The organism is Gordonia sp. OPL2 (assembly GCF_003797825.1).
Taxonomy (GTDB): domain Bacteria; phylum Actinomycetota; class Actinomycetes; order Mycobacteriales; family Mycobacteriaceae; genus Gordonia.
In genome coordinates this window covers 1-16,773 of sequence record NZ_RKME01000013.1, presented here as the reverse complement: position 1 = coordinate 16,773, position 16,773 = coordinate 1, and the positions used below count along the sequence as shown (strand labels likewise).

General features: G+C 64.6%; 18 protein-coding genes and 1 riboswitch. Of the genes, 14 read left to right on the top strand and 4 right to left on the bottom strand.

Translation table 11 applies throughout. From position 1 onward, the window contains the following. The first annotated feature begins 18 nt into the window (after positions 1-18). Positions 19-115, top strand: a riboswitch (TPP riboswitch). Then, positions 97-876, top strand: a complete 780-nt coding sequence (locus tag EEB19_RS14050; protein WP_187587241.1) for a 3-oxoacyl-ACP reductase — start codon at positions 97-99, stop codon at positions 874-876. (Overlaps the previous riboswitch by 19 nt.) Before the next feature lie 24 nt (positions 877-900). Here EEB19_RS14050 and EEB19_RS14045 read toward each other — a convergent pair whose 3' ends face one another. Further along, complete coding sequence (locus tag EEB19_RS14045; protein WP_187587239.1) at positions 901-2,415, bottom strand: phospholipase D-like domain-containing protein; 1,515 nt, start codon at positions 2,413-2,415, stop codon at positions 901-903. A 106-nt stretch (positions 2,416-2,521) separates the two neighbouring features. Between EEB19_RS14045 and EEB19_RS14040 the strand changes: the two genes are divergently transcribed. The 3 genes from EEB19_RS14040 to EEB19_RS14030 are packed head-to-tail and all read left to right on the top strand — an operon-like array spanning position 2,522 to position 3,418. Beyond that, positions 2,522-2,698: a hypothetical protein gene (locus EEB19_RS14040; protein WP_187587237.1), complete on the top strand. Its 177-nt coding sequence runs from the start codon at positions 2,522-2,524 to the stop codon at positions 2,696-2,698. A gap of 19 nt (positions 2,699-2,717) precedes the next feature. Then, positions 2,718-3,116 carry a phage holin family protein gene (locus tag EEB19_RS14035; RefSeq protein WP_187587235.1) on the top strand — a complete coding sequence of 133 codons (399 nt, stop codon included), beginning with the start codon at positions 2,718-2,720 and terminating at the stop codon, positions 3,114-3,116. Next, positions 3,113-3,418: a DUF3618 domain-containing protein gene (locus tag EEB19_RS14030; protein WP_187587233.1), complete on the top strand. Its 306-nt coding sequence runs from the start codon at positions 3,113-3,115 to the stop codon at positions 3,416-3,418. The genes EEB19_RS14035 and EEB19_RS14030 overlap by 4 nt, the downstream gene beginning before the upstream one ends. 106 nt (positions 3,419-3,524) lie before the next feature. Here EEB19_RS14030 and EEB19_RS14025 read toward each other — a convergent pair whose 3' ends face one another. Further along, the gene (locus EEB19_RS14025; RefSeq protein WP_187587231.1) at positions 3,525-3,968 is read right to left on the bottom strand and encodes an Hsp20/alpha crystallin family protein; all 444 of its coding nucleotides are present in this window, start codon (positions 3,966-3,968) and stop codon (positions 3,525-3,527) included. A gap of 358 nt (positions 3,969-4,326) precedes the next feature. Here EEB19_RS14025 and EEB19_RS14020 point away from each other — a divergent pair, with 358 nt between their 5' ends. From EEB19_RS14020 to EEB19_RS14000, 4 genes are all read left to right on the top strand, one after another. Further along, positions 4,327-5,079 carry a GAF and ANTAR domain-containing protein gene (locus EEB19_RS14020; protein WP_187587229.1) on the top strand — a complete coding sequence of 251 codons (753 nt, stop codon included), beginning with the start codon at positions 4,327-4,329 and terminating at the stop codon, positions 5,077-5,079. A gap of 825 nt (positions 5,080-5,904) precedes the next feature. Beyond that, entirely contained in the window at positions 5,905-7,008 is a 1,104-nt protein-coding gene (gene rsgA, locus EEB19_RS14015) for a ribosome small subunit-dependent GTPase A (RefSeq protein WP_187587227.1), read from the top strand. Between the two features lie 454 nt (positions 7,009-7,462). After that, on the top strand, positions 7,463-8,380 hold the full coding sequence (locus tag EEB19_RS26945) for a hypothetical protein (protein WP_262365660.1): 918 nt from the start codon (positions 7,463-7,465) through the stop codon (positions 8,378-8,380). Positions 8,381-9,328: 948 nt separating this feature from the next. Next, positions 9,329-10,444, top strand: a complete 1,116-nt coding sequence (locus tag EEB19_RS14000) for a DUF2235 domain-containing protein (protein WP_187587225.1) — start codon at positions 9,329-9,331, stop codon at positions 10,442-10,444. A gap of 48 nt (positions 10,445-10,492) precedes the next feature. Here EEB19_RS14000 and EEB19_RS13995 read toward each other — a convergent pair whose 3' ends face one another. Next, positions 10,493-11,017 carry a DoxX family protein gene (locus tag EEB19_RS13995; RefSeq protein WP_187587223.1) on the bottom strand — a complete coding sequence of 175 codons (525 nt, stop codon included), beginning with the start codon at positions 11,015-11,017 and terminating at the stop codon, positions 10,493-10,495. 197 nt (positions 11,018-11,214) lie between these two features. Between EEB19_RS13995 and EEB19_RS13990 the strand changes: the two genes are divergently transcribed. From EEB19_RS13990 to EEB19_RS13965, 6 genes are all read left to right on the top strand, one after another. After that, entirely contained in the window at positions 11,215-12,519 is a 1,305-nt protein-coding gene (locus EEB19_RS13990; protein WP_187587221.1) for a dicarboxylate/amino acid:cation symporter, read from the top strand. Positions 12,520-12,573: 54 nt separating this feature from the next. After that, on the top strand, positions 12,574-13,188 hold the full coding sequence (locus tag EEB19_RS13985; RefSeq protein ID WP_187587219.1) for a DJ-1/PfpI family protein: 615 nt from the start codon (positions 12,574-12,576) through the stop codon (positions 13,186-13,188). 60 nt (positions 13,189-13,248) lie between these two features. Continuing rightward, on the top strand, positions 13,249-14,148 hold the full coding sequence (locus EEB19_RS13980) for a cyclase family protein (RefSeq protein ID WP_187587217.1): 900 nt from the start codon (positions 13,249-13,251) through the stop codon (positions 14,146-14,148). A gap of 134 nt (positions 14,149-14,282) precedes the next feature. Next, a complete protein-coding gene (locus tag EEB19_RS13975; protein ID WP_187587215.1) occupies positions 14,283-14,423 on the top strand; it encodes a hypothetical protein in 141 nt (46 codons plus the stop codon). 123 nt (positions 14,424-14,546) lie between these two features. Next, entirely contained in the window at positions 14,547-14,858 is a 312-nt protein-coding gene (locus EEB19_RS13970; protein WP_187587213.1) for a GlsB/YeaQ/YmgE family stress response membrane protein, read from the top strand. Between the two features lie 226 nt (positions 14,859-15,084). Then, on the top strand, positions 15,085-15,321 hold the full coding sequence (locus tag EEB19_RS13965; RefSeq protein ID WP_187587211.1) for a hypothetical protein: 237 nt from the start codon (positions 15,085-15,087) through the stop codon (positions 15,319-15,321). A 44-nt stretch (positions 15,322-15,365) separates the two neighbouring features. Here EEB19_RS13965 and EEB19_RS13960 read toward each other — a convergent pair whose 3' ends face one another. Continuing rightward, positions 15,366-16,547 carry an SRPBCC family protein gene (locus tag EEB19_RS13960; protein WP_187587209.1) on the bottom strand — a complete coding sequence of 394 codons (1,182 nt, stop codon included), beginning with the start codon at positions 16,545-16,547 and terminating at the stop codon, positions 15,366-15,368. Positions 16,548-16,773 lie beyond the last annotated feature (226 nt).

Here is a 16,773-nt window from a genome sequence, read left to right as displayed (position 1 = left end):
ACACAGTGCGATCAGATGGGCTTCGACACGGGGTGCCGGCATGGGCCGGCTGAGATCAGACCCGTCGAACCTGCTCCGGTTAGCACCGGCGAAGGGATGGTCCGAATGTCTGCTGTGCCCACGTCCGAGCACGTCGTCCTCGTCACCGGTGGTGCTCGCGGACTCGGCGCCCATATCGTGTCGGCGGTCGCCGCGCAGGGGGCGCGTGTCGTCATCAACTACCGCCGCAGTCGCGACGCCGCACTGGCCTTGGCCGAGAAGGTCGGCGATCGGGCCTTCGTCGTCGGCGCCGATATCACCGATCGAGATGCAGTGCACCACATGATCGACACCGCAGCAAAGCATTTCAACGCTCCGGTGACCGCAGTCGTCAACAACGCGCTGCCCGACTACTCGTTCAACGGCGACAAGCGCTCCCACGCCGACGACCTCACGTGGCGCGAGCTCGACACGCAGTTGCACGGCATCGTCGGCGGTGCGCTCACCACCATCCAGGCGGCGCTACCGGGCATGCGTGAGGCCGGTGGCGGTCGCGTGATCAACATCGGGACCAACCTGGTGCAGAATCCCGTTGTCCCGTATCACGATTACACCGCTGCCAAGGCGGCTCTGCTTGCCCTGACCCGCACGCTGTCGCACGACCTCGGGCCCGACGGCATCACCGTGAACATGGTCTCGGGCGGACTGCTCCGAACCACCGACGCCAGCGCGGCCACACCCGAGGCCGTCTTCGACGCGATCGCAGCATCCACGCCCTTGCGGTCGGTGACGACGCCCGCCGAGTTCGCCGACGCCGTGCTGTTCTTCCTGTCCCCGTGGTCGCGTGCGGTGACGGGACAGAATCTCGTCGTCGACGGCGGTCTCGTCAAGAACTGACGGCAGTCGCGGTCTGGAGCGACGTCATCGACGACCGGCGACGGCGCCCGGCAGACGCCGGAGCGGTCGACCCGCGACGAACCGGATGGCGCGGGTGAGAAGCGGATTGCCCTTCGCGGTCTCCGGATCCATCAGATCGTTCTCCGCCAACGGACTCTCCTCGTCCTCGACGGTCGACGCCTCGAATTCCTCGAGGGTTTTCCCTTCTCCGCGAAGTTCATCGATGGCGGCGATCAGGGATCGACGGCGGTCGAGTTCGTCGCGGAAGTCGGTCACCGACACGGCGAGGTGCTCGGAGATCAGTCGGTCGCGGACGTCCGTGATACTTCGACGGTGGTCCTCGGCCGCCGGGTCGTCGGCGGTGACCTCGATGGCGAGGTCGCATTCGCTGTCGAGTCCGAGTGAGCGGTTGTTCAGGTTCGACGATCCGACCCGCAACAGCGTGTCGTCCATCACGAGCACCTTGGCGTGGACATAGATCGGTCCGCCTGCGACGGTGACCGGATGGTAGGCGCGGAAGCGGTTGTGCTCGTCGGCATCCCAGAGTTGATGGAGGAGGCGCTTGCGAGCGCCGTCCATGGCCTTCTGTTCGAGCCACCCATCAGCGTGACGGGGGAGCACCACGACGATCTCCGGACCATCAGGCTCGCGAAGACGGTCCGCCAATGCGTCGGCGATCACACGCGCGGCGAGGTACTGACTCTCGATGTACAGGTGGTGTTGCGCAGCCCCTATCGCGTCGAGGTAGAGCTGTTCGATCTCGCGGACCTCGCTGCGCTCGTCGAGTTCCGGCAAGGTGCGGGCCACTCCGACGTCGACCGACCGCATCGTCGGCGCGAGGGAATCCGGCCACGGATCGGAATCGACGTCCACCGGACCAAGGTCCTCCCCGGTGGCAACCTGCCATCGTTGCCGCGCAATGTCGCCGACCAGACGTGCTGCGTCACCGTCGACGGCGGCGGTCGCGTCGTGCCATGGTCCGTAGGAGTCGCCGTTTGGCTCCACGCGGCGAGGGTGGTCGTCGCGATGATCGGAGCGATCCCACCGGTCGACGGTCATGTCGATACCGCCGCAGAAGGCCAGTCGGTCGTCGATCACGACGATCTTCTGATGGTGTGCGGCCCGCAGCGGGTGTCGCGTGTCGATCTCGAGGTGGACGTTGCGGTTGGTCGAGAGATTGGCGAGGAAGACGGGCGTCATCCCGCGGGTGATCGCGGTGAACGCACCGACGCTCCACTTGAGCAGGTGGATCTCGAGTCCCGGGCGGTGCTCCGGCAACCAGTTGAGGAATTCGCCCAGGTCATTGGGCCCCTCCAGAGTCTGCTCCTCGGGTTCGAGCTCGATGCGTGTGTCGAAGTCCCAGCCGATGAGCATGATCCGCTTCTGCGCCCCGAGCATCGCCTGCTTGGCCAGCCGGAAGTAGTCCGCCGCGTCGATGATGCATGCGAACCGATCGGCTCTCGCGGTCCCGTAACAGTTCCGACCGGGTACGAGCAGAGGTCGCTCGACTTCTCGGCGTGACCCGTCCAGCTGTGTCATCTGCGTCCCCTCGATCCCGTCCTCCACCGACCGCTGACGGTAGCGGTGGGCTGCAACGCTCGCGTCGCCGGGGTTTCGGAGCCGTGTGTCGTGGTATCCGCTCGCCATGGCTGACGAGAACGGCACACCAGACCTCGACGACGTGATGGTTCCCACGGAGACCGTCACGCCGGATCACCGCGAACATGCGAAAGAGCCGAAACACCTCGACGACGACGCCTTGGAGAAGCGGGCCGAACACGAGCAGCAACTGGTCGACGAGAACGCGCAGCGCCGCGACTGAGCCCAGAGGAGGAGACACCGTGGGTGACAAACCAGCAGACGATCTGTCGACAGTTCAACTCGTCGAGCGTCTGCAACAGCAGACCACCACATTGGTCAGGACCGAGATCCGCGATGCCCTCGACGAGGTGAAGACCAAGGGAACGCGTCTGGGTATCGGCATCGGTATCTCCGGCGCCGGTGCCCTGCTCCTTTTCTTCGGACTCGCCACCTTCGTGGCGGCGGCCGTCATCGGACTGGCGAACGCCGTGGATGCATGGCTCGCCGCCGTGATCGTCGGAGCTGCCTTGTTGGTCGTCGGGGGAATCGCTGCGGCGATCGGGGCACAACGTGCCAAAGCGGCGGTCCCGCCCGCGCCGGAGCACACCGTGGCCAGCGTTCAGCGTGATGTCGACACCGTGAAGGAGCACCTCCGATGACCACACCAGCGGATGAACCCGCCAAGACCGACCTCGGGGATGCCGCGCCTGCGGAACCGGAATCAGCCGCGGAATCCTTCGACCCGCCACCGGTCGAACAGCAGCGCGAGGAACTCGCGGAGACGGTGGACGCGCTCACCAAGAAGCTCGACGTGCCCGCGCGCGTGAACGCTGCGGCAGACGAGACCGTCCACGCGGTCACGACGAAGGCGAAAGACAATCAGCAAGTCGTGATCGCGGCCGCGGCCGCCGGGTTGGCCGCCGTGGCGGCAGTCATCATCATCCGTCGTCGGAAGCGCTGAGCGACAGACAGCTGGACGTGTGGCGGACCACCATGACGCGGTGGTCCGCCACACGTGTTACTGGGCGAGTGCGGTCGGCATTCTCATGGTCGATCGCCCCCGGTTGTCATTCCGTGTGCGCTGAGATCGCCTGCGGCCGATCTTTCGCCTCGACCGAGATCTTGCGGGGTTTGGCGCGCTCGGCCAGCGGGATCGTCAGCGTCAGCACACCATTGTCGTAATCAGCGGTGATACGGGATGTGTCGATACCGTCACCCAGCGACAACTGCCGACGATAGGCGCCGGCGAACCTCTCGCTGGTCAGCCACTGCACGCCCTCATCCGACGGGGCGCTGCGCTGCGCCGACAGCGTCAGGGTTCCGTTGTCGACGCTGACGTCGATCGAACCGGGATCGGCGCCGGGGAGATCGGCCACCAGCATGTAGTGGTCGTCGACCTTGTACAGGTCCATCGGCATGAACCGCGGCGTGCGCGCGGTACCGCTCACAGAGCCGGTCATCAATCCACGAGCAAGCGCGTCCACATCGCTGAACGGATCAAAACGAAGCACAGCTACTCACCTCCTGAACATCAGGCTGCTCGCCACCCGTTGACGAGCAGCACATCGCTGTACACATCCATAAATAGCACTAGCTTCGGCATCGCGCTAGCACTCTGCGGCAAAGAGTGCTAGAAAATTTCTTGTTCGTTCGCGCCAGCGCATCACCACCGGGATGGCAAGGAGGACACCATGACTGCGCGTGAATACGATTCGGCCCCATTCGCCGAATGGCCCGACCCGTCGCCCCTCGACCGATGGTGGTCGACCGTGATGGCGCCGTCTCGGCACGGGTGGCCACCCCGTGCGGGATCGTCCCCGGAGTCGACCTGTACCCGTCGTCACCGCGACGTCACGCTGAGTGTCCGCGATGACCTCGGATGAGAATCTTCCGTATGATCGCTGGCGGCGGATCACCGGAGCCGCCGACCGTCTGCATCGGGTCGCGAACCACCGCACCTCCTCGGGTGCCGACTCCGTCCTCACAGAGATCGTCGCCTGTGTCACCGACGTGTTTCCGCAGGCCGAGCACGCCGGGGTCCTGTTGTGGACCAAAGACAAACGGCACGATCGCAATCCCCGGCTGAAACCCGCCTCATCCACGGGCCCTGCTGCCGACGAGTTCGATCGCCTGCAGCTGTCGTACGCGGCGGGGCCCGCAATGGAAGCGGCGCTGCGGGGGATGACGATCCGAGTGCGCGATCTCGCCGTCGACGAGCGGTGGCCCACCTTTGTCCGCGCCGCACGCGGGAGCACACCCGTCCGATCGGCATTGGCATTCGAACTGCCCTCCCCCGCTCGATCATTGGGAGCAGTGACGCTGTGCTCGGAAGCGCCTGGGGCATTCGGTCCCGACGATGTGGAGCCGGCCGAGGCGTTCGCAGTCCATGCCTCGGCCGCGTTGTCGACTGCACGTCTCGTCGAGCAACTGCGTCATGCGGTCGAGACCCGGGACACGATCGGGCAGGCCAAAGGAATGCTCATGGAGCGTCATCACATCGACGCCGATGCAGCCTTTGATCTGCTCCGCCGGTTGTCGCAGGACACGAACACACCGGTGGTCGATCTGGCCGAGCAGGTGGTGAACGTTGAGCGGTTCACGGAGGCTGAACCCGTCCCGTGACAATCGCCCACTCCAGTTCACGGGCCGCGGAGAATCTTCCGTCATCGCTGACCGGGACGCCGACACGTGGTATCGGCCCCGGCCAGCGATGACGGGATCACCATTCACACTATGGACTTGTCAAGGGACAGATGCGGTCCCGGCGTGGCCGGGTGCGTGGGAAGTCGTCGTCGGGGTGGTGGATTTTCGGTCGGATCAGCGTGCGACCGGCGGCGGATACCCCGGCCTACACCTCACCGATACAGAGTCTCCGCGGAGGTCTGCGGTGGCGCCGTCTCCAGGCGTGGTACCGGAGAAGTGTTGCGCGAGAGTTCCTGTCACCCTCTTTAGACGCACGCCGTCGGTCATCGGTTCCGCAGTTCTCCCGGGCAATCGGTACGCGTCGTCCGGCACGGCGACGCGGACAGCGTCCACTGTGGTCGTCGAATACATGGCAGCCTCCCCATTGGCAGAAAGGACAGCAGGACGATCATCGGATTCAAGGGACGGTCCGAAAAGGGACGGTCCGACGCGCTCATCAATAGGTTCTCCTGCTGCAGACAACACTACGACGGGCCACCGACAAGAAGCCGTCGTGCTCGATAATTCGCTGGGCAACCGGATCTGACGTCGGTACTGTGACCGGGACAGCGACAACGGTGTGCGCTGTGGTGAGCGAAGAGGTGAGTTGATGTCTGTGGCCATCATCGCGGTGCGCGGTGCCCGGATCATTCTCGTCAACCCTGGCCTCCTCCTGACCCCCTGACTCACAACCGACGCCCCCCGTGTGGGCGCGCGCGTGGTGGACACCGTCGGGAGAGGCCCCTGTCTCACTAGGTATCCGACATGTCTCATCGATCAATTGATCAGCAACACAACAACACACGTGATCTGACCCTGGCCGACTACGGCTGGGACGACGACCGCGAGAACTCTTTCGAGTCCTTTCGCGCCGACGGACTCGTGCCGGCGCGAGTGGTACGGGCCGAACGTGGACACTGCGACGTCGTCACCGAGGACGGACCGGCTCAGGCTGCAGTGCCGTCGTCGAACAGTCCGGACCGGCTGCATCCGTGCACAGGTGACTGGGTCGCTCTCCAGGCCGAGAACACGACGCAGTCAGCGGCCGTCGCCGCGATTCTGGATCGACGAACCGCGATCATCCGTGGCACCGCCGCACGGACATCCCGCGGTCAGGTGCTCGCCGCCAACGTCGACACCGTGGCTGTCGTCGTCTCGCTCGCCGGGCCCGTGAGGCACGGCCGAGTCGAGCGGATGCTCGCCCTGGCCTGGGCCAGCGGAGCCACTCCGATCGTGGTGCTCACCAAAGCCGATCGGTGTGCGGATCCGGGGTCCGCCGTAGCCGAGCTCACCGCGCTCTCACCCGGGGCGCGAGTCCTTCTCACCAGTGCTGCGACCGGTGAAGGCGTCGACGCGCTCGTCGCGGAACTGTCGGGGACGGTCGTCCTGCTCGGCTCATCCGGCGCCGGCAAGTCCACGCTCGGCAACCGACTCCTGGGCGAGGACGTCCTGGCTACGGACGAGATAAGGGAAACCGACGGCAAGGGCCGCCACACCACCACCTGGCGGGAGCTTCTACCGCTGCCGCACGGCGGAGTCCTGGTGGATACACCCGGATTGCGCGGCATCGGACTCCACGACGCCGACGACGGGCTGGACCAAGCGTTTGCCGACATCGCGGAACTGGCCGACGGCTGTCGATTCCGCGATTGCGGGCACACAGCCGAGCCCGATTGTGCGGTCTTGGCAGCCGTCGAGTCGGGAGTGCTCGCGGCGCGCCGTGTGGCGAGCTACCGGAGATTGTTGCGGGAGAACGCCTATGTCGCCTCCCTCACCGACGCTCGGCTGCGTGAGGAACAGAAGAGAAGCGCCAAGCAGATCGCCCGATTGCAGCGGGAGATCTACCGATCCGGCAGGAGGCGGAAATGATCGCGCGTGGGTTGGGCCCGGCCGAGTGGTTTATGGGCGCGGAGCGCTTCAGCCAGACCCGCTGACCGAGAGGACAGACGCACATCGCCTCTCGGTCAGCGGGCATGGGGCACCCGCTTTTCACACTATGGACTTGTCAAGGTACGGATGCGGTCCCGGCGTTACCGGGTGCGTGGGAAGACAGTGACAGACAGTCGATCTCGGTGAGATGACGTGTGACTCAGGTGATGGTGCGGATTGATTCGGATGGCAGCGTCGTCGGTGATCACGATGACGTGTTGCTGGAGAGATGTTGTCGCAGAATATCTGTCATATCTCTTAGACGCACGTCGTCGCCGAACGGTTCCAGTGATTTTGTCCCGCATCGACTTCTCGTCCGCGCTGTCGCGACTCTACAAAGCGGCACCGACAAATTGGCTTGCGGATTTGCTGCGCAGGGTGCCATCCTGTGTCGATGGGCATCGTCGATTCTTCCAGGGAGCGCGTGTTGACGGCGGCCTGGACGCCGCAGCTCGGGGTCCAGGTGTCGATGTCCGACCTGCCGGAGACCTGGCCGGACGCATTGGATCGGCTGGCTCACGACCTGCGGGTGCGGCAGTACAGCGGATACATCGACCGCATCGATTGGGTGGGGGAGTACGAGGACGACAGCGGGGTGGTCGTGCTCCTCAGTGACGTCACGATCGCCTGGCGCGAGGGGGCGGGCTTCGGCGTGAGCGGTCGATGCCCGCGCGTCGACGACGACGTGGAGACAATACTGCTCTGCATCGCCGACCTCGTTCAGGACCAGGTGGCGCGGGCGCACGTGGCCTGGCCGTGGGCCGACGACGGTGGGTTCATGAGTGTCGCGCTCGTGGATGGTGTCGCCACGTGGGTCAAAGGGTACGTCCGCACACGCGTCGGGGACCTCCGCGAAGCGCCTGCGCTCGATTCCGACTTCCCGCTGACCAGCGACTATCCGTTCCGGGTCGTGGCCAGTTGGACGCGACGGTGGGGTACCGACCTGTGGTTGGGGCCGTCTGAGTTGCCGTCGAACTGGTCGGCCGCGGTGGCTGCAGTCGAGCGGGATCTCCGGTGTTGGGTGCGCAAGAAGCCGTTGCCCGACTTCACCGATCACACGTGGGAAGTACTGGTCACCGAGTTCGGTGGTGTGAAGATTCAGCTCCGGGAGCCCGGCCTGCGAGGCTGGAACGGCGATCTGCGTGAACCCCGAGAGCGTCGATCTCTCGACCGCAAGCGCCGCAGTGCATCTCGCCGACGAGGTGCAGGGCGACCTCACCGGCAATGCCTGGATCGACTGGCCGTCGGCAGGATGGGACATCCTCGTCCCCATGGTCGTCGACGGGATCGCGATGTGGGTGAGGAAAAGTGACCGCCGGCCGATCGCGCGCATCGGCCGGTTGTGCGAGGACTGCACTGAGCCGTGGTGAGGTCCGCTGTCCGAATCGCAGCCGGTGTCGCGTGAGCGGCGATAAGATCGGCCATGGACCATTACGTGCGTGAGGAACCGATCCCGGGTCCGCGACATATCCCGCCGCCCCGCGGCTTCCGAGCTCGGTTCGCAACGTGGCGTCGTCGCGTGTTCGGTCGTGAGGCGAGCACATACTCGTCGATCGCCCCCCGTAAACCCGATGGCACGCGCGGACCGATCTTTCCGTTCAATTCGAGCGGCGGTGGGGCCGGGGCTGGGTAGAACGCCGCAGGTGACTCGAAGATTCGCGGGCACTGCTTGCTGGGGTTACTGCCGGTAGATCCCGACGTGTGCCCCGGTCACGACGCCGACATTCAGCGAGGGTGCGCCCCAACTGGAGCTGCAATTCCCGGACGCCCGACCGGTCGGGACGAACCATCGACTGGATTGGGAATAGGGGCCGACTGCGTAGAGCGGGAATCTGTTGGGAATGCCGTGCAGGCCCCAACACTCGACGACCAATACGTACTCCCGGCTCGGGGGAGCACCGGTGTCGTGACATGCCACCGACGCACCCAGGGAATTCCAGCGGACGTCGCACTTGTCGGTACCCGCGTGAGCGTCGCCCGCGCCGACAACCAAGCCTGCCACGACCGCCACGACCGCCGCGACAACGCTTGCACCGATCCGCGTCCTGGAAACAACCGCATCTGACATAGCGACCCCTGCCGGTGACCTCTATCGTGCTCGTCGTCTCGACGACCGGAGACGTTACGCCTTACTCCGGTGGGGCTCAGCGTGGTGACGGCGTCCGCGTGGTCCGTCGATCGCTCGACGCGGTCGTCCACGCCCCCGCCGTAAGATTATGTAGCGGAACCATCAGGTGGTGTGAGGAAGTCGGGTGCGGCGATGGCAAAGAAGTTGATCGTCTGTTGTGACGGCACGTGGAATGTGTTCGGACAGAAGAACCCGACCAACGTGGTCAAGCTGTACGAGGCGGTCGCCGACGTCGACGACGACGGAATCGAGCAGAAGAAGTTCTACGTCGCCGGCGTGGGAACGGGCCCCTGGGAGAAGATCCGGGGTGGCGCGCTCGGACTGGGCCTGTCCAAGAACGTGAAGAAGGGATACGCCGACCTCGTCGCTTCCTACGAACCGGGTGACGAGATCTTCCTGTTCGGTTTCAGCCGAGGCGCCTACACCGCTCGTAGCCTGGGTGGATTCATTGGCAACGTCGGAATTCTGAAGCGCGAGAACGACGCCCGGATCGACGAGGCCTTCGACGTCTACCGCGACCGCGCCGACAAGAGGAAGGCGCCCGACGGCGAGCTCGCCAGAGAGTTCCGTCGGCAGTACTCCCACGAGGACGTGGCTATTCACCTCATCGGCGTGTGGGACACCGTCGGATCACTCGGTATCCCGTTCGGCAAGACCCCGGTGATCAAGTGGATCAATAAGCGATGGTCGTTCCACGACACCAAGCTCGGCCCGGCGGTCAAGGCGGCCTACCAGGCTCTGGCCATCGACGAGAAGCGAGGACCATTCGAGCCGACGCTCTGGCAGACGAATCCAGGTGCGAAAGATCAGGTCGTGGAGCAGGTGTGGTTCCCCGGTGTCCACTGCAACGTCGGTGGCGGATACGCGAACACCCCGATCAGCGACATCCCGCTCGTGTGGATGATGACGAAGGCTGCGAAACACGGCCTCTGGTTCCGCAACGGTGCGCCCGGTGGAGATTCCGCGCCGGGGTCGTCGGCTTCGCCTCTCGCTGTCCTGAATCCGTTCGAGATCCTCCTGCAGGCCACCAACGCCTATGCGGCGCTGGAGGAATCGCGCAAGGGGTTCTATCGCGTGCTCAAACCGCTGAACCGTCCGATCGGCGAGACCGACGTCCCGTCGGAGTACGTCGCCTCATCTGCTGTCCGGCGTGCCGGCAAAGACAAGGCCTACCTACCGCCCCGACTGCTCGCCTATCTCGATGACGAGGGACAGCAGATCGACGTCGACTTCCGGCCGGTCGACTAGGCGGCTCGGGTGGTCCCTGGTCTAGGCGCCACCGGGGAGTCCGCCGTCCTACGACGCCGCCGTCGCGCTCTTCCGCCGGTACAACACACCCGCTGCGCCGACGGTTGCGGCGGCCAGGGCAAGCACGCCCACGCGCTCCTGCTCGAGGCGATGGCCGATGAGTCCGTCCACCGAATACCGGCCGGGCCCGGTCAGCGCCAGGGCTGCCGACGCCACACCCAGAACCGCCGGGAACTCCAGCCCACCGTTCTGCGAGAAGAAGCCGTTGGGTCGGTGGACGTCGGCGGCGGCGAGCATGGCCGCGGCGCCCGCTGCCGACGCGACGCGGGTGCCTGCACCCAGCGCGACCAGGCCACCTGCGGCTTCGCTGACACCGGCGGTGACCGCCGACAGCTTGGCGGGACGGAAGCCCATCTTCTCCATACCGGCCGCGGTGCCGTCGATACCCGGGCCGTTGAACCAGCCGGCGAGCTTCTGCGCACCGTGCGCGAACAGCGTGGCACCGACTGCGGTGCGCAGGGTCAGCAGCCCCACGTCGAGGGCCTTCGTCCGCTTCGAGTTGTCATCAGACATCGGGTCGTCCTTCCTGATTTCGTTAGCAAGTCTAAATAGAACCCTAGTCCGCTTGGTCGTCGACGTTGTCAGGGACCCACCCGGGGCGTCGTCCGCCGTGGCCGGGTTACCGCGACGAAACGTCGAGGCCATGGCGGGGTAGCGCGCGTCGCATACCGTTTCGCCGGAATTGCGAACCGACGGAAGCGACGTGATCCATGAGTTGGACGATTCTGAAGAATCCGGCTGCCCAGATCGGCATCGCGGCGGTCGCCGGGGTGATCTTCGGTCTTGCCGTCGGCGAGTGGGCGGCCAATCTCCAATTCGTCGGCGACATGTTCATCCGGCTGATCCAGATGTCGATCGTGCCGCTGGTGATGGCATCGGTCATCGTGGCCACCGGGTCGATGACCGGATCGGGGACCGGGCGAATCGCGTTTCGCACCTTCAAGTGGATGATCGGTTTCTCTGTCGTCGCAGCACTTCTCGCGTATGGACTGAGTGTCCTGATCAAGCCCGGGATGGGCATGGTGTTCACCGGAGAACTCGATTCCGACCTCGAGTCCGACGCCGACGCGGCGCTCGGCTGGCAGGACACCCTGCTGGAGTTCGTGTCCAAGAACATCTTCGAGGCGATGGCGAGTGCGACGATGGTGCCGATCATCATCTTCTCGTTGTTGTTCGGGATCGCCCTGCGGCAGCACATCTCCCGGACCGGTAACGACAGTGTTCTCTCGTTTGTCGACCAGATCCAGCAGATCGTGCTGACGATGATCCGCCTGGTCATGTACATCGCGCCGATCGGCGTGTTCTGTCTTCTCGCGTCCTTGGCCGGCGATGTCGGCTTCGGCGTGGTCACAACCGCTGTCAAGTACTTGGGCACCACCTTGATCGGCGTTCTCCTCCTGTTCGTGTTGTTCGTCGGTGTGGTGACTGTCCGCACGCGACTGAGTCCGTGGAAACTGCCGTCGAAGCTGGCCGAGCAGACGGCGATCGCCGTCACGACGACGAGCTCTGCGGTCACCTTTCCGACGGTGCTGAAGAACACCGTGGAGAAGGTCGGCGTCAGCCAGAAGATCGCCAATTTCACTCTGTCGGTCGGGCTGACGATGGGTTCGTACGGAGCTGTCCTCAACTACATGATCGTGGTGATGTTCCTGGCGCAGGCCGGGAACGTTCAGCTGAGTGTCGGCGCGATCGTGCTGGGTATGTGTCTGGCGATCCTTCTGAACATGGGCACCATCACGGTGCCGGGCGGTTTCCCGGTGGTGGCGATGTTCCTGGCCACCTCGCTCGACCTGCCGTTCGAAGCGGTGGGTTTGCTGATCGCGGTCGACTGGTTCGCCGGGATCTTCCGCACGTTCCTCAATGTCAACGGTGACACGTTTGTCGCGATGCTCGTGGCCAACGCCGACGACGAGATCGACCGCGAGGTGTACAACGGGCACAAGACGGTCACGGCGGACACGGTCGACATCGAGGAGTATTCGGACACGTTCGCGAAGGCGGATGCGGCAGACTGAGTTCCTGGACCCGGGTCGACGTCGAGCGGGCGTCCGTCGGCGAAGGGAGCCCCGATGTCCGATATCTCGGTCAGGCGCAGAGTGTCCGTCGTCCTGTACGAGGGCTTCGAACTCCTCGACGTCTTCGGGCCCGTCGAGATCCTGGGTGTGCTGGATCAGCACTTCGATGTCACGATGGTCGCCGCCGAGGCCGGGCTGATCGCGAGTTCTCAGGGAACGCGAGTCGAGGCGCCCGAGAGTTTCGCCTCCGATCCCAGGGTGGACATCGTGATGGTCCCCGGTGGGATCGGATGGCTCAGGATGGTCGACGACGCCGACTTCCTCGAGCAATTGCGCGCCTACGTGGCCGACGCGAACCTGGTGACGTCGGTGTGTACCGGATCGGCGATCCTCGCCGAGGCGGGACTCCTCGACGGCTATCGCGCGACGTCGAACAAGAGATCGTTCGATCGTGTGACGCAACACGGTGATTCGGTGTCGTGGGAGCGTCGGGCGCGGTGGGTGCAGGATCGTGATCGGTGGACGTCGTCGGGGGTTGCGGCGGGCATCGACATGACCGCCGCGTTGATCGCCGACCTCGTCGGTGCCGACCTCGCGCAGCACGCCGCCGAAGTCATCGAGTTCGAACCGCAGACCGATCCGGACCATGACGTGTTCGCCGAGCGCTAGCGTAGGGCCGTCTACCGATGTTTCGACCGAGAATCACACAGTGGGGCGGGAGCCGCGAACGTGAGTGATCACGTCAGCCAACGTCTGCAGGCACTCGAGTCGAGGTGCAGCAACGCTGGACGCTGGGGTTCCGACGATGAGCTCGGCACTCTGAATCTCATCACCGCAGACGTACGACGACGCGCTGCCGGGCTGGTCCAGGAGGGTGTGTCGGTGTCCCTCGCCTCCGAGATGAGTCTGCCTCCGACGCAGCGGAGCGACCTTCTGGTGGAGCACACGATCGACTTGGAACCGGAGGTTCCCGATGCAGTCGTCGACCAGATCACGCTCGACATCCACGGATGGGGCACCCACCTCGACGCGTTGGGGCACTTCCATCTCCGTGGGGTGGCGTACAACGATCGCAGAGTCGACACCGTTCTCGGTCTCGAAGGTCTGAGGCGTCTGTCGGTCACAGCGATGCGGGATGGGATCTTCACGCGCGGAATCCTGCTCGACATCGCGCAGTTGCGCGGTGTCGAGTGGCTCGATCCCACTGAGTTCGTCACTGCGGACGACCTCGATCGTGCGGAGCAAGCAGTGGGACTGACCGTCGAGTCGGGAGACGCGCTGATCGTGCACGTCGGACTCGACGCACGCCTGTCAGCGCACCCGGACGCCGCACCCCGATATCGGGCAGGGCTTGATACGTCGGCAGTGCTGTGGCTGCGGGAACGAGATGTCGCGATATTCGGCGGCGATTGCATAGAACGCCTCCCGAGCGACGACCCTGACCTCGATCTGCCGCTGCACCAACTCGGTCTCGCGCGTATGGGACTGACATTCCTGGAATGGCTCGCGTTGGACAGGCTGGTGCGGGCCGTCGAGCGGTTCGGCCGCAGTGAGTTCTTACTGACGGCGGCCCCGCTGGTGATCACCTCCGGTACGGGGTCGCCGCTGAATCCACTCGCCACGTTCTGAAGGGAGCGCTCTGGGCGTTATCTTTTCGTTACTCGGGTGTCGGTGCGGCCGCGAAACCCCCGCACGTCTGGTTCGTGAGTGCCGGTTCCTCCTATCGTTCTCACGGCGATAATCGTCCGACAGAAGGAATGGCAATGGACTCGGTTCCGACGGCAGCACGCCGAGCGCCGACTACACAGGAGAATGTGGTGCTCGATCACGCTCGTGCGGGTGTCGCGGTCGCGATGCTGCTGTGCGCGAGTTCGACGCTCACGTTCCTGACACTCTTGTCGTGATCGAGCGGCCTCCGGATCTCCGAAGTGAGAGAGTTTGGGCTGTGAAGTGATCGGGTACCCGCTGATGTTCCGTACGCTGATCGCATCGGGGCATCATGAACAAACTGTGAGAAGGGTTGTCGAATGAGTGCGTCAGATGCTGTGCAATTTGTTGTGGCCGAGCGGTCCACGACGACGACCGCGGTGGGGTGGATCGGCTACATCATCATCGGAGGGATCGCCGGCTGGCTCGCCAGCAAGATCATGGGAACCGATGCTCAGATGGGCATCCTCCTCAATGTCGTGGTCGGGGTGATCGGTGCATTCCTGGGTGGTTTCCTCCTGAGCTTTGCCTTCGACACCGCCAGTGGCGGTTGGTGGTTCACGTTCTTCACCGCGCTCCTGGGCTCGGTGATCCTGTTGTTCTTGGTCAAACTGGTCACCGGACGACGCTGATCGCAGCGCGGGGCGTCGACGTGAGTGGGCTGATGACGTGGTCGTCAGCCCACTCGTCGTCTGTCGACAAGTCTCTGAATGATGATGCGAGACAAGCTTTGTCGCGATTGGGTCAAGGGTCGGTCGCGTGCGACGAAAATATCGGGAATCGGCAGAGTCGCGGCGCGTGATCGACGATAATGGTGATGTGAAAGATCGGTTGTCATGGCATAGCGAGCGCCAGGAAATGGTCGCCTTCGCGGTGCGTTGGGCGCCGTTCGGTGGAGGGAGCGCCGAAGAGATCTGGGTGCGTTTCGGGATGTCCGAGCGCGTCTACTTTCTCCGTCTGCGGGTTGTGCTGCGTGGCCCGGTGCCGCAGGGTCTCGACGAGATCATGTGGACCCGGTTGCGGCGCGTCTGTGATCAGCGATTGGCGGGTCCGGACGATCCGGGTGCCCCACCGCCGAGACAGGTGACTGCGTGACGTCGGGGCCTTTTGCCTTGCGTCTGCACTCATGTCGTCGATGATCAGGCCAATGAGATGCCGAGCTTGGCTGCCATGACGGTGATCATGTGCTGGACTCCGATTTCGTTGCGGCCGATGAGCATATGGTCGTGTTGGCCGCGGCGGACGCCCTGTCCGCATTGGGGCAGCATGGCGAAGTCCTCGTCGCGGACGGCTGCGTGGACTTGGGAGAAGATGCCGTCGTACATGGTTCGTTGTTCGTCGGTGGTGGCGGGGTAGCGGGCCATCCAGCTGTGTCGGACGGTGCATCTGGTTGCTGAGCTGGCGGGCAGGATGTCGATGACCTCGACGCCGACCGGGCTGTTGGCGAGGATGAGGTTGGGGTAGATCCAGTAGATGATGCCCATCTGCTGGACGGGATCCCAGTTGTCGGCGGGTTCGGTGTTCTCCAGGTCGGAGATCCAGGTGAACGGAAAGCCGATGCGGTGGTGATCGCCGTACTCGTCGTACACGTGTGTGTTGGCGACGGTGTTCATCCCGATCAGGCTCTGTCCGTGGACGAATGGGAAGTGGTAGCCCTCGGCGAAGGCCTCCAGGGCACCCTTCCAGCTGACGTCGGATTCGAGGAACCGCTCGTCGTGGTACTGGTAGTTCTCGTAGTTCCATTGCGCCAGTTCGGGTCCCGCTGCACCTAGGTGGTTGTCGAGGTCGATGTCGGCGTCGGCGGTCAGGACGGCCCAGATGAAGCCGTGGCGTTCTTCGCTGGGCAATTCGACGAGTCCGTATCTGTTGCGGTCCAGATCGTCGAACCCCGCTCGGCCGGGAACTCCCTTGAGAGTGCCGGTGTTGTCGTAGACCCAGGCGTGGTAGGGGCACGTGAATCGGCGGGCGTTGCCCGAACCGCACGCGGGCATGGCTCCTCGGTGTCGGCAGTAGTTCAGTAGTACGTGCGCTTGTCCGTCGCGGTCGCGGGTGATCAGCAGCGAGTCGCCGAGGACGTCGCGGACCACGTAGTCGAACGGATCGGGAATCTGGGCAGACGCCATGACCGGCAGCGGACTGCGCCGCAGAATGGTCGATTCCTCGAGGTCGGTGAGCTTGTCGTCCCGGTAATAGTTCAGTGGAACACGAAGGGTGGTCTCGGCCATGTCGGTGGTCCCGGCGAGGACGAGGTCGAGTCCACGCCGGGTGAGGTCATGGCCCAGCGGGGTAGATGACGGCGCGGTGTCGGTGGTGGATGGCATGAAGGAACCTTCCGGTGAGGCTGACGTCGGTGCGGGCGTCGGGACCGGTACAGAGCGAACCCGATGACCGGGGCTGCACACTTAGACCATACAGATTTCACTCTCACTGTCTAGTCGTTCGGCCACCTGGTGTCGCTATCGTGGGTGAACCGTCGGTGAGAGGAGAAGCTCGGCATGCGGACCCATGGGCTGTCTCTTATACAGATCTCCGAGCCCACGAGACCGA

Bases quoted from the DNA above. Each gene is read 5' to 3' on its own strand.
- EEB19_RS13985 (WP_187587219.1), top strand. From the start codon at position 12,574: ATGTCCGATATCTCGGTCAGGCGCAGAGTGTCCGTCGTCCTGTACGAG.
- EEB19_RS13975 (WP_187587215.1), top strand. From the start codon at position 14,283: ATGGACTCGGTTCCGACGGCAGCACGCCGAGCGCCGACTACACAGGAG.
- EEB19_RS13965 (WP_187587211.1), top strand. From the start codon at position 15,085: ATGGTCGCCTTCGCGGTGCGTTGGGCGCCGTTCGGTGGAGGGAGCGCC.
- EEB19_RS14050 (WP_187587241.1), top strand. From the start codon at position 97: ATGGTCCGAATGTCTGCTGTGCCCACGTCCGAGCACGTCGTCCTCGTC.
- EEB19_RS13995 (WP_187587223.1), bottom strand. From the start codon at position 11,017: ATGTCTGATGACAACTCGAAGCGGACGAAGGCCCTCGACGTGGGGCTG.
- EEB19_RS14045 (WP_187587239.1), bottom strand. From the start codon at position 2,415: ATGACACAGCTGGACGGGTCACGCCGAGAAGTCGAGCGACCTCTGCTC.
- EEB19_RS13970 (WP_187587213.1), top strand. From the start codon at position 14,547: ATGAGTGCGTCAGATGCTGTGCAATTTGTTGTGGCCGAGCGGTCCACG.
- EEB19_RS14020 (WP_187587229.1), top strand. From the start codon at position 4,327: ATGACCTCGGATGAGAATCTTCCGTATGATCGCTGGCGGCGGATCACC.
- EEB19_RS14000 (WP_187587225.1), top strand. From the start codon at position 9,329: ATGGCAAAGAAGTTGATCGTCTGTTGTGACGGCACGTGGAATGTGTTC.
- EEB19_RS26945 (WP_262365660.1), top strand. From the start codon at position 7,463: ATGGGCATCGTCGATTCTTCCAGGGAGCGCGTGTTGACGGCGGCCTGG.
- EEB19_RS13990 (WP_187587221.1), top strand. From the start codon at position 11,215: ATGAGTTGGACGATTCTGAAGAATCCGGCTGCCCAGATCGGCATCGCG.
- EEB19_RS14040 (WP_187587237.1), top strand. From the start codon at position 2,522: ATGGCTGACGAGAACGGCACACCAGACCTCGACGACGTGATGGTTCCC.
- EEB19_RS14030 (WP_187587233.1), top strand. From the start codon at position 3,113: ATGACCACACCAGCGGATGAACCCGCCAAGACCGACCTCGGGGATGCC.
- rsgA (WP_187587227.1), top strand. From the start codon at position 5,905: ATGTCTCATCGATCAATTGATCAGCAACACAACAACACACGTGATCTG.
- EEB19_RS13960 (WP_187587209.1), bottom strand. From the start codon at position 16,547: ATGCCATCCACCACCGACACCGCGCCGTCATCTACCCCGCTGGGCCAT.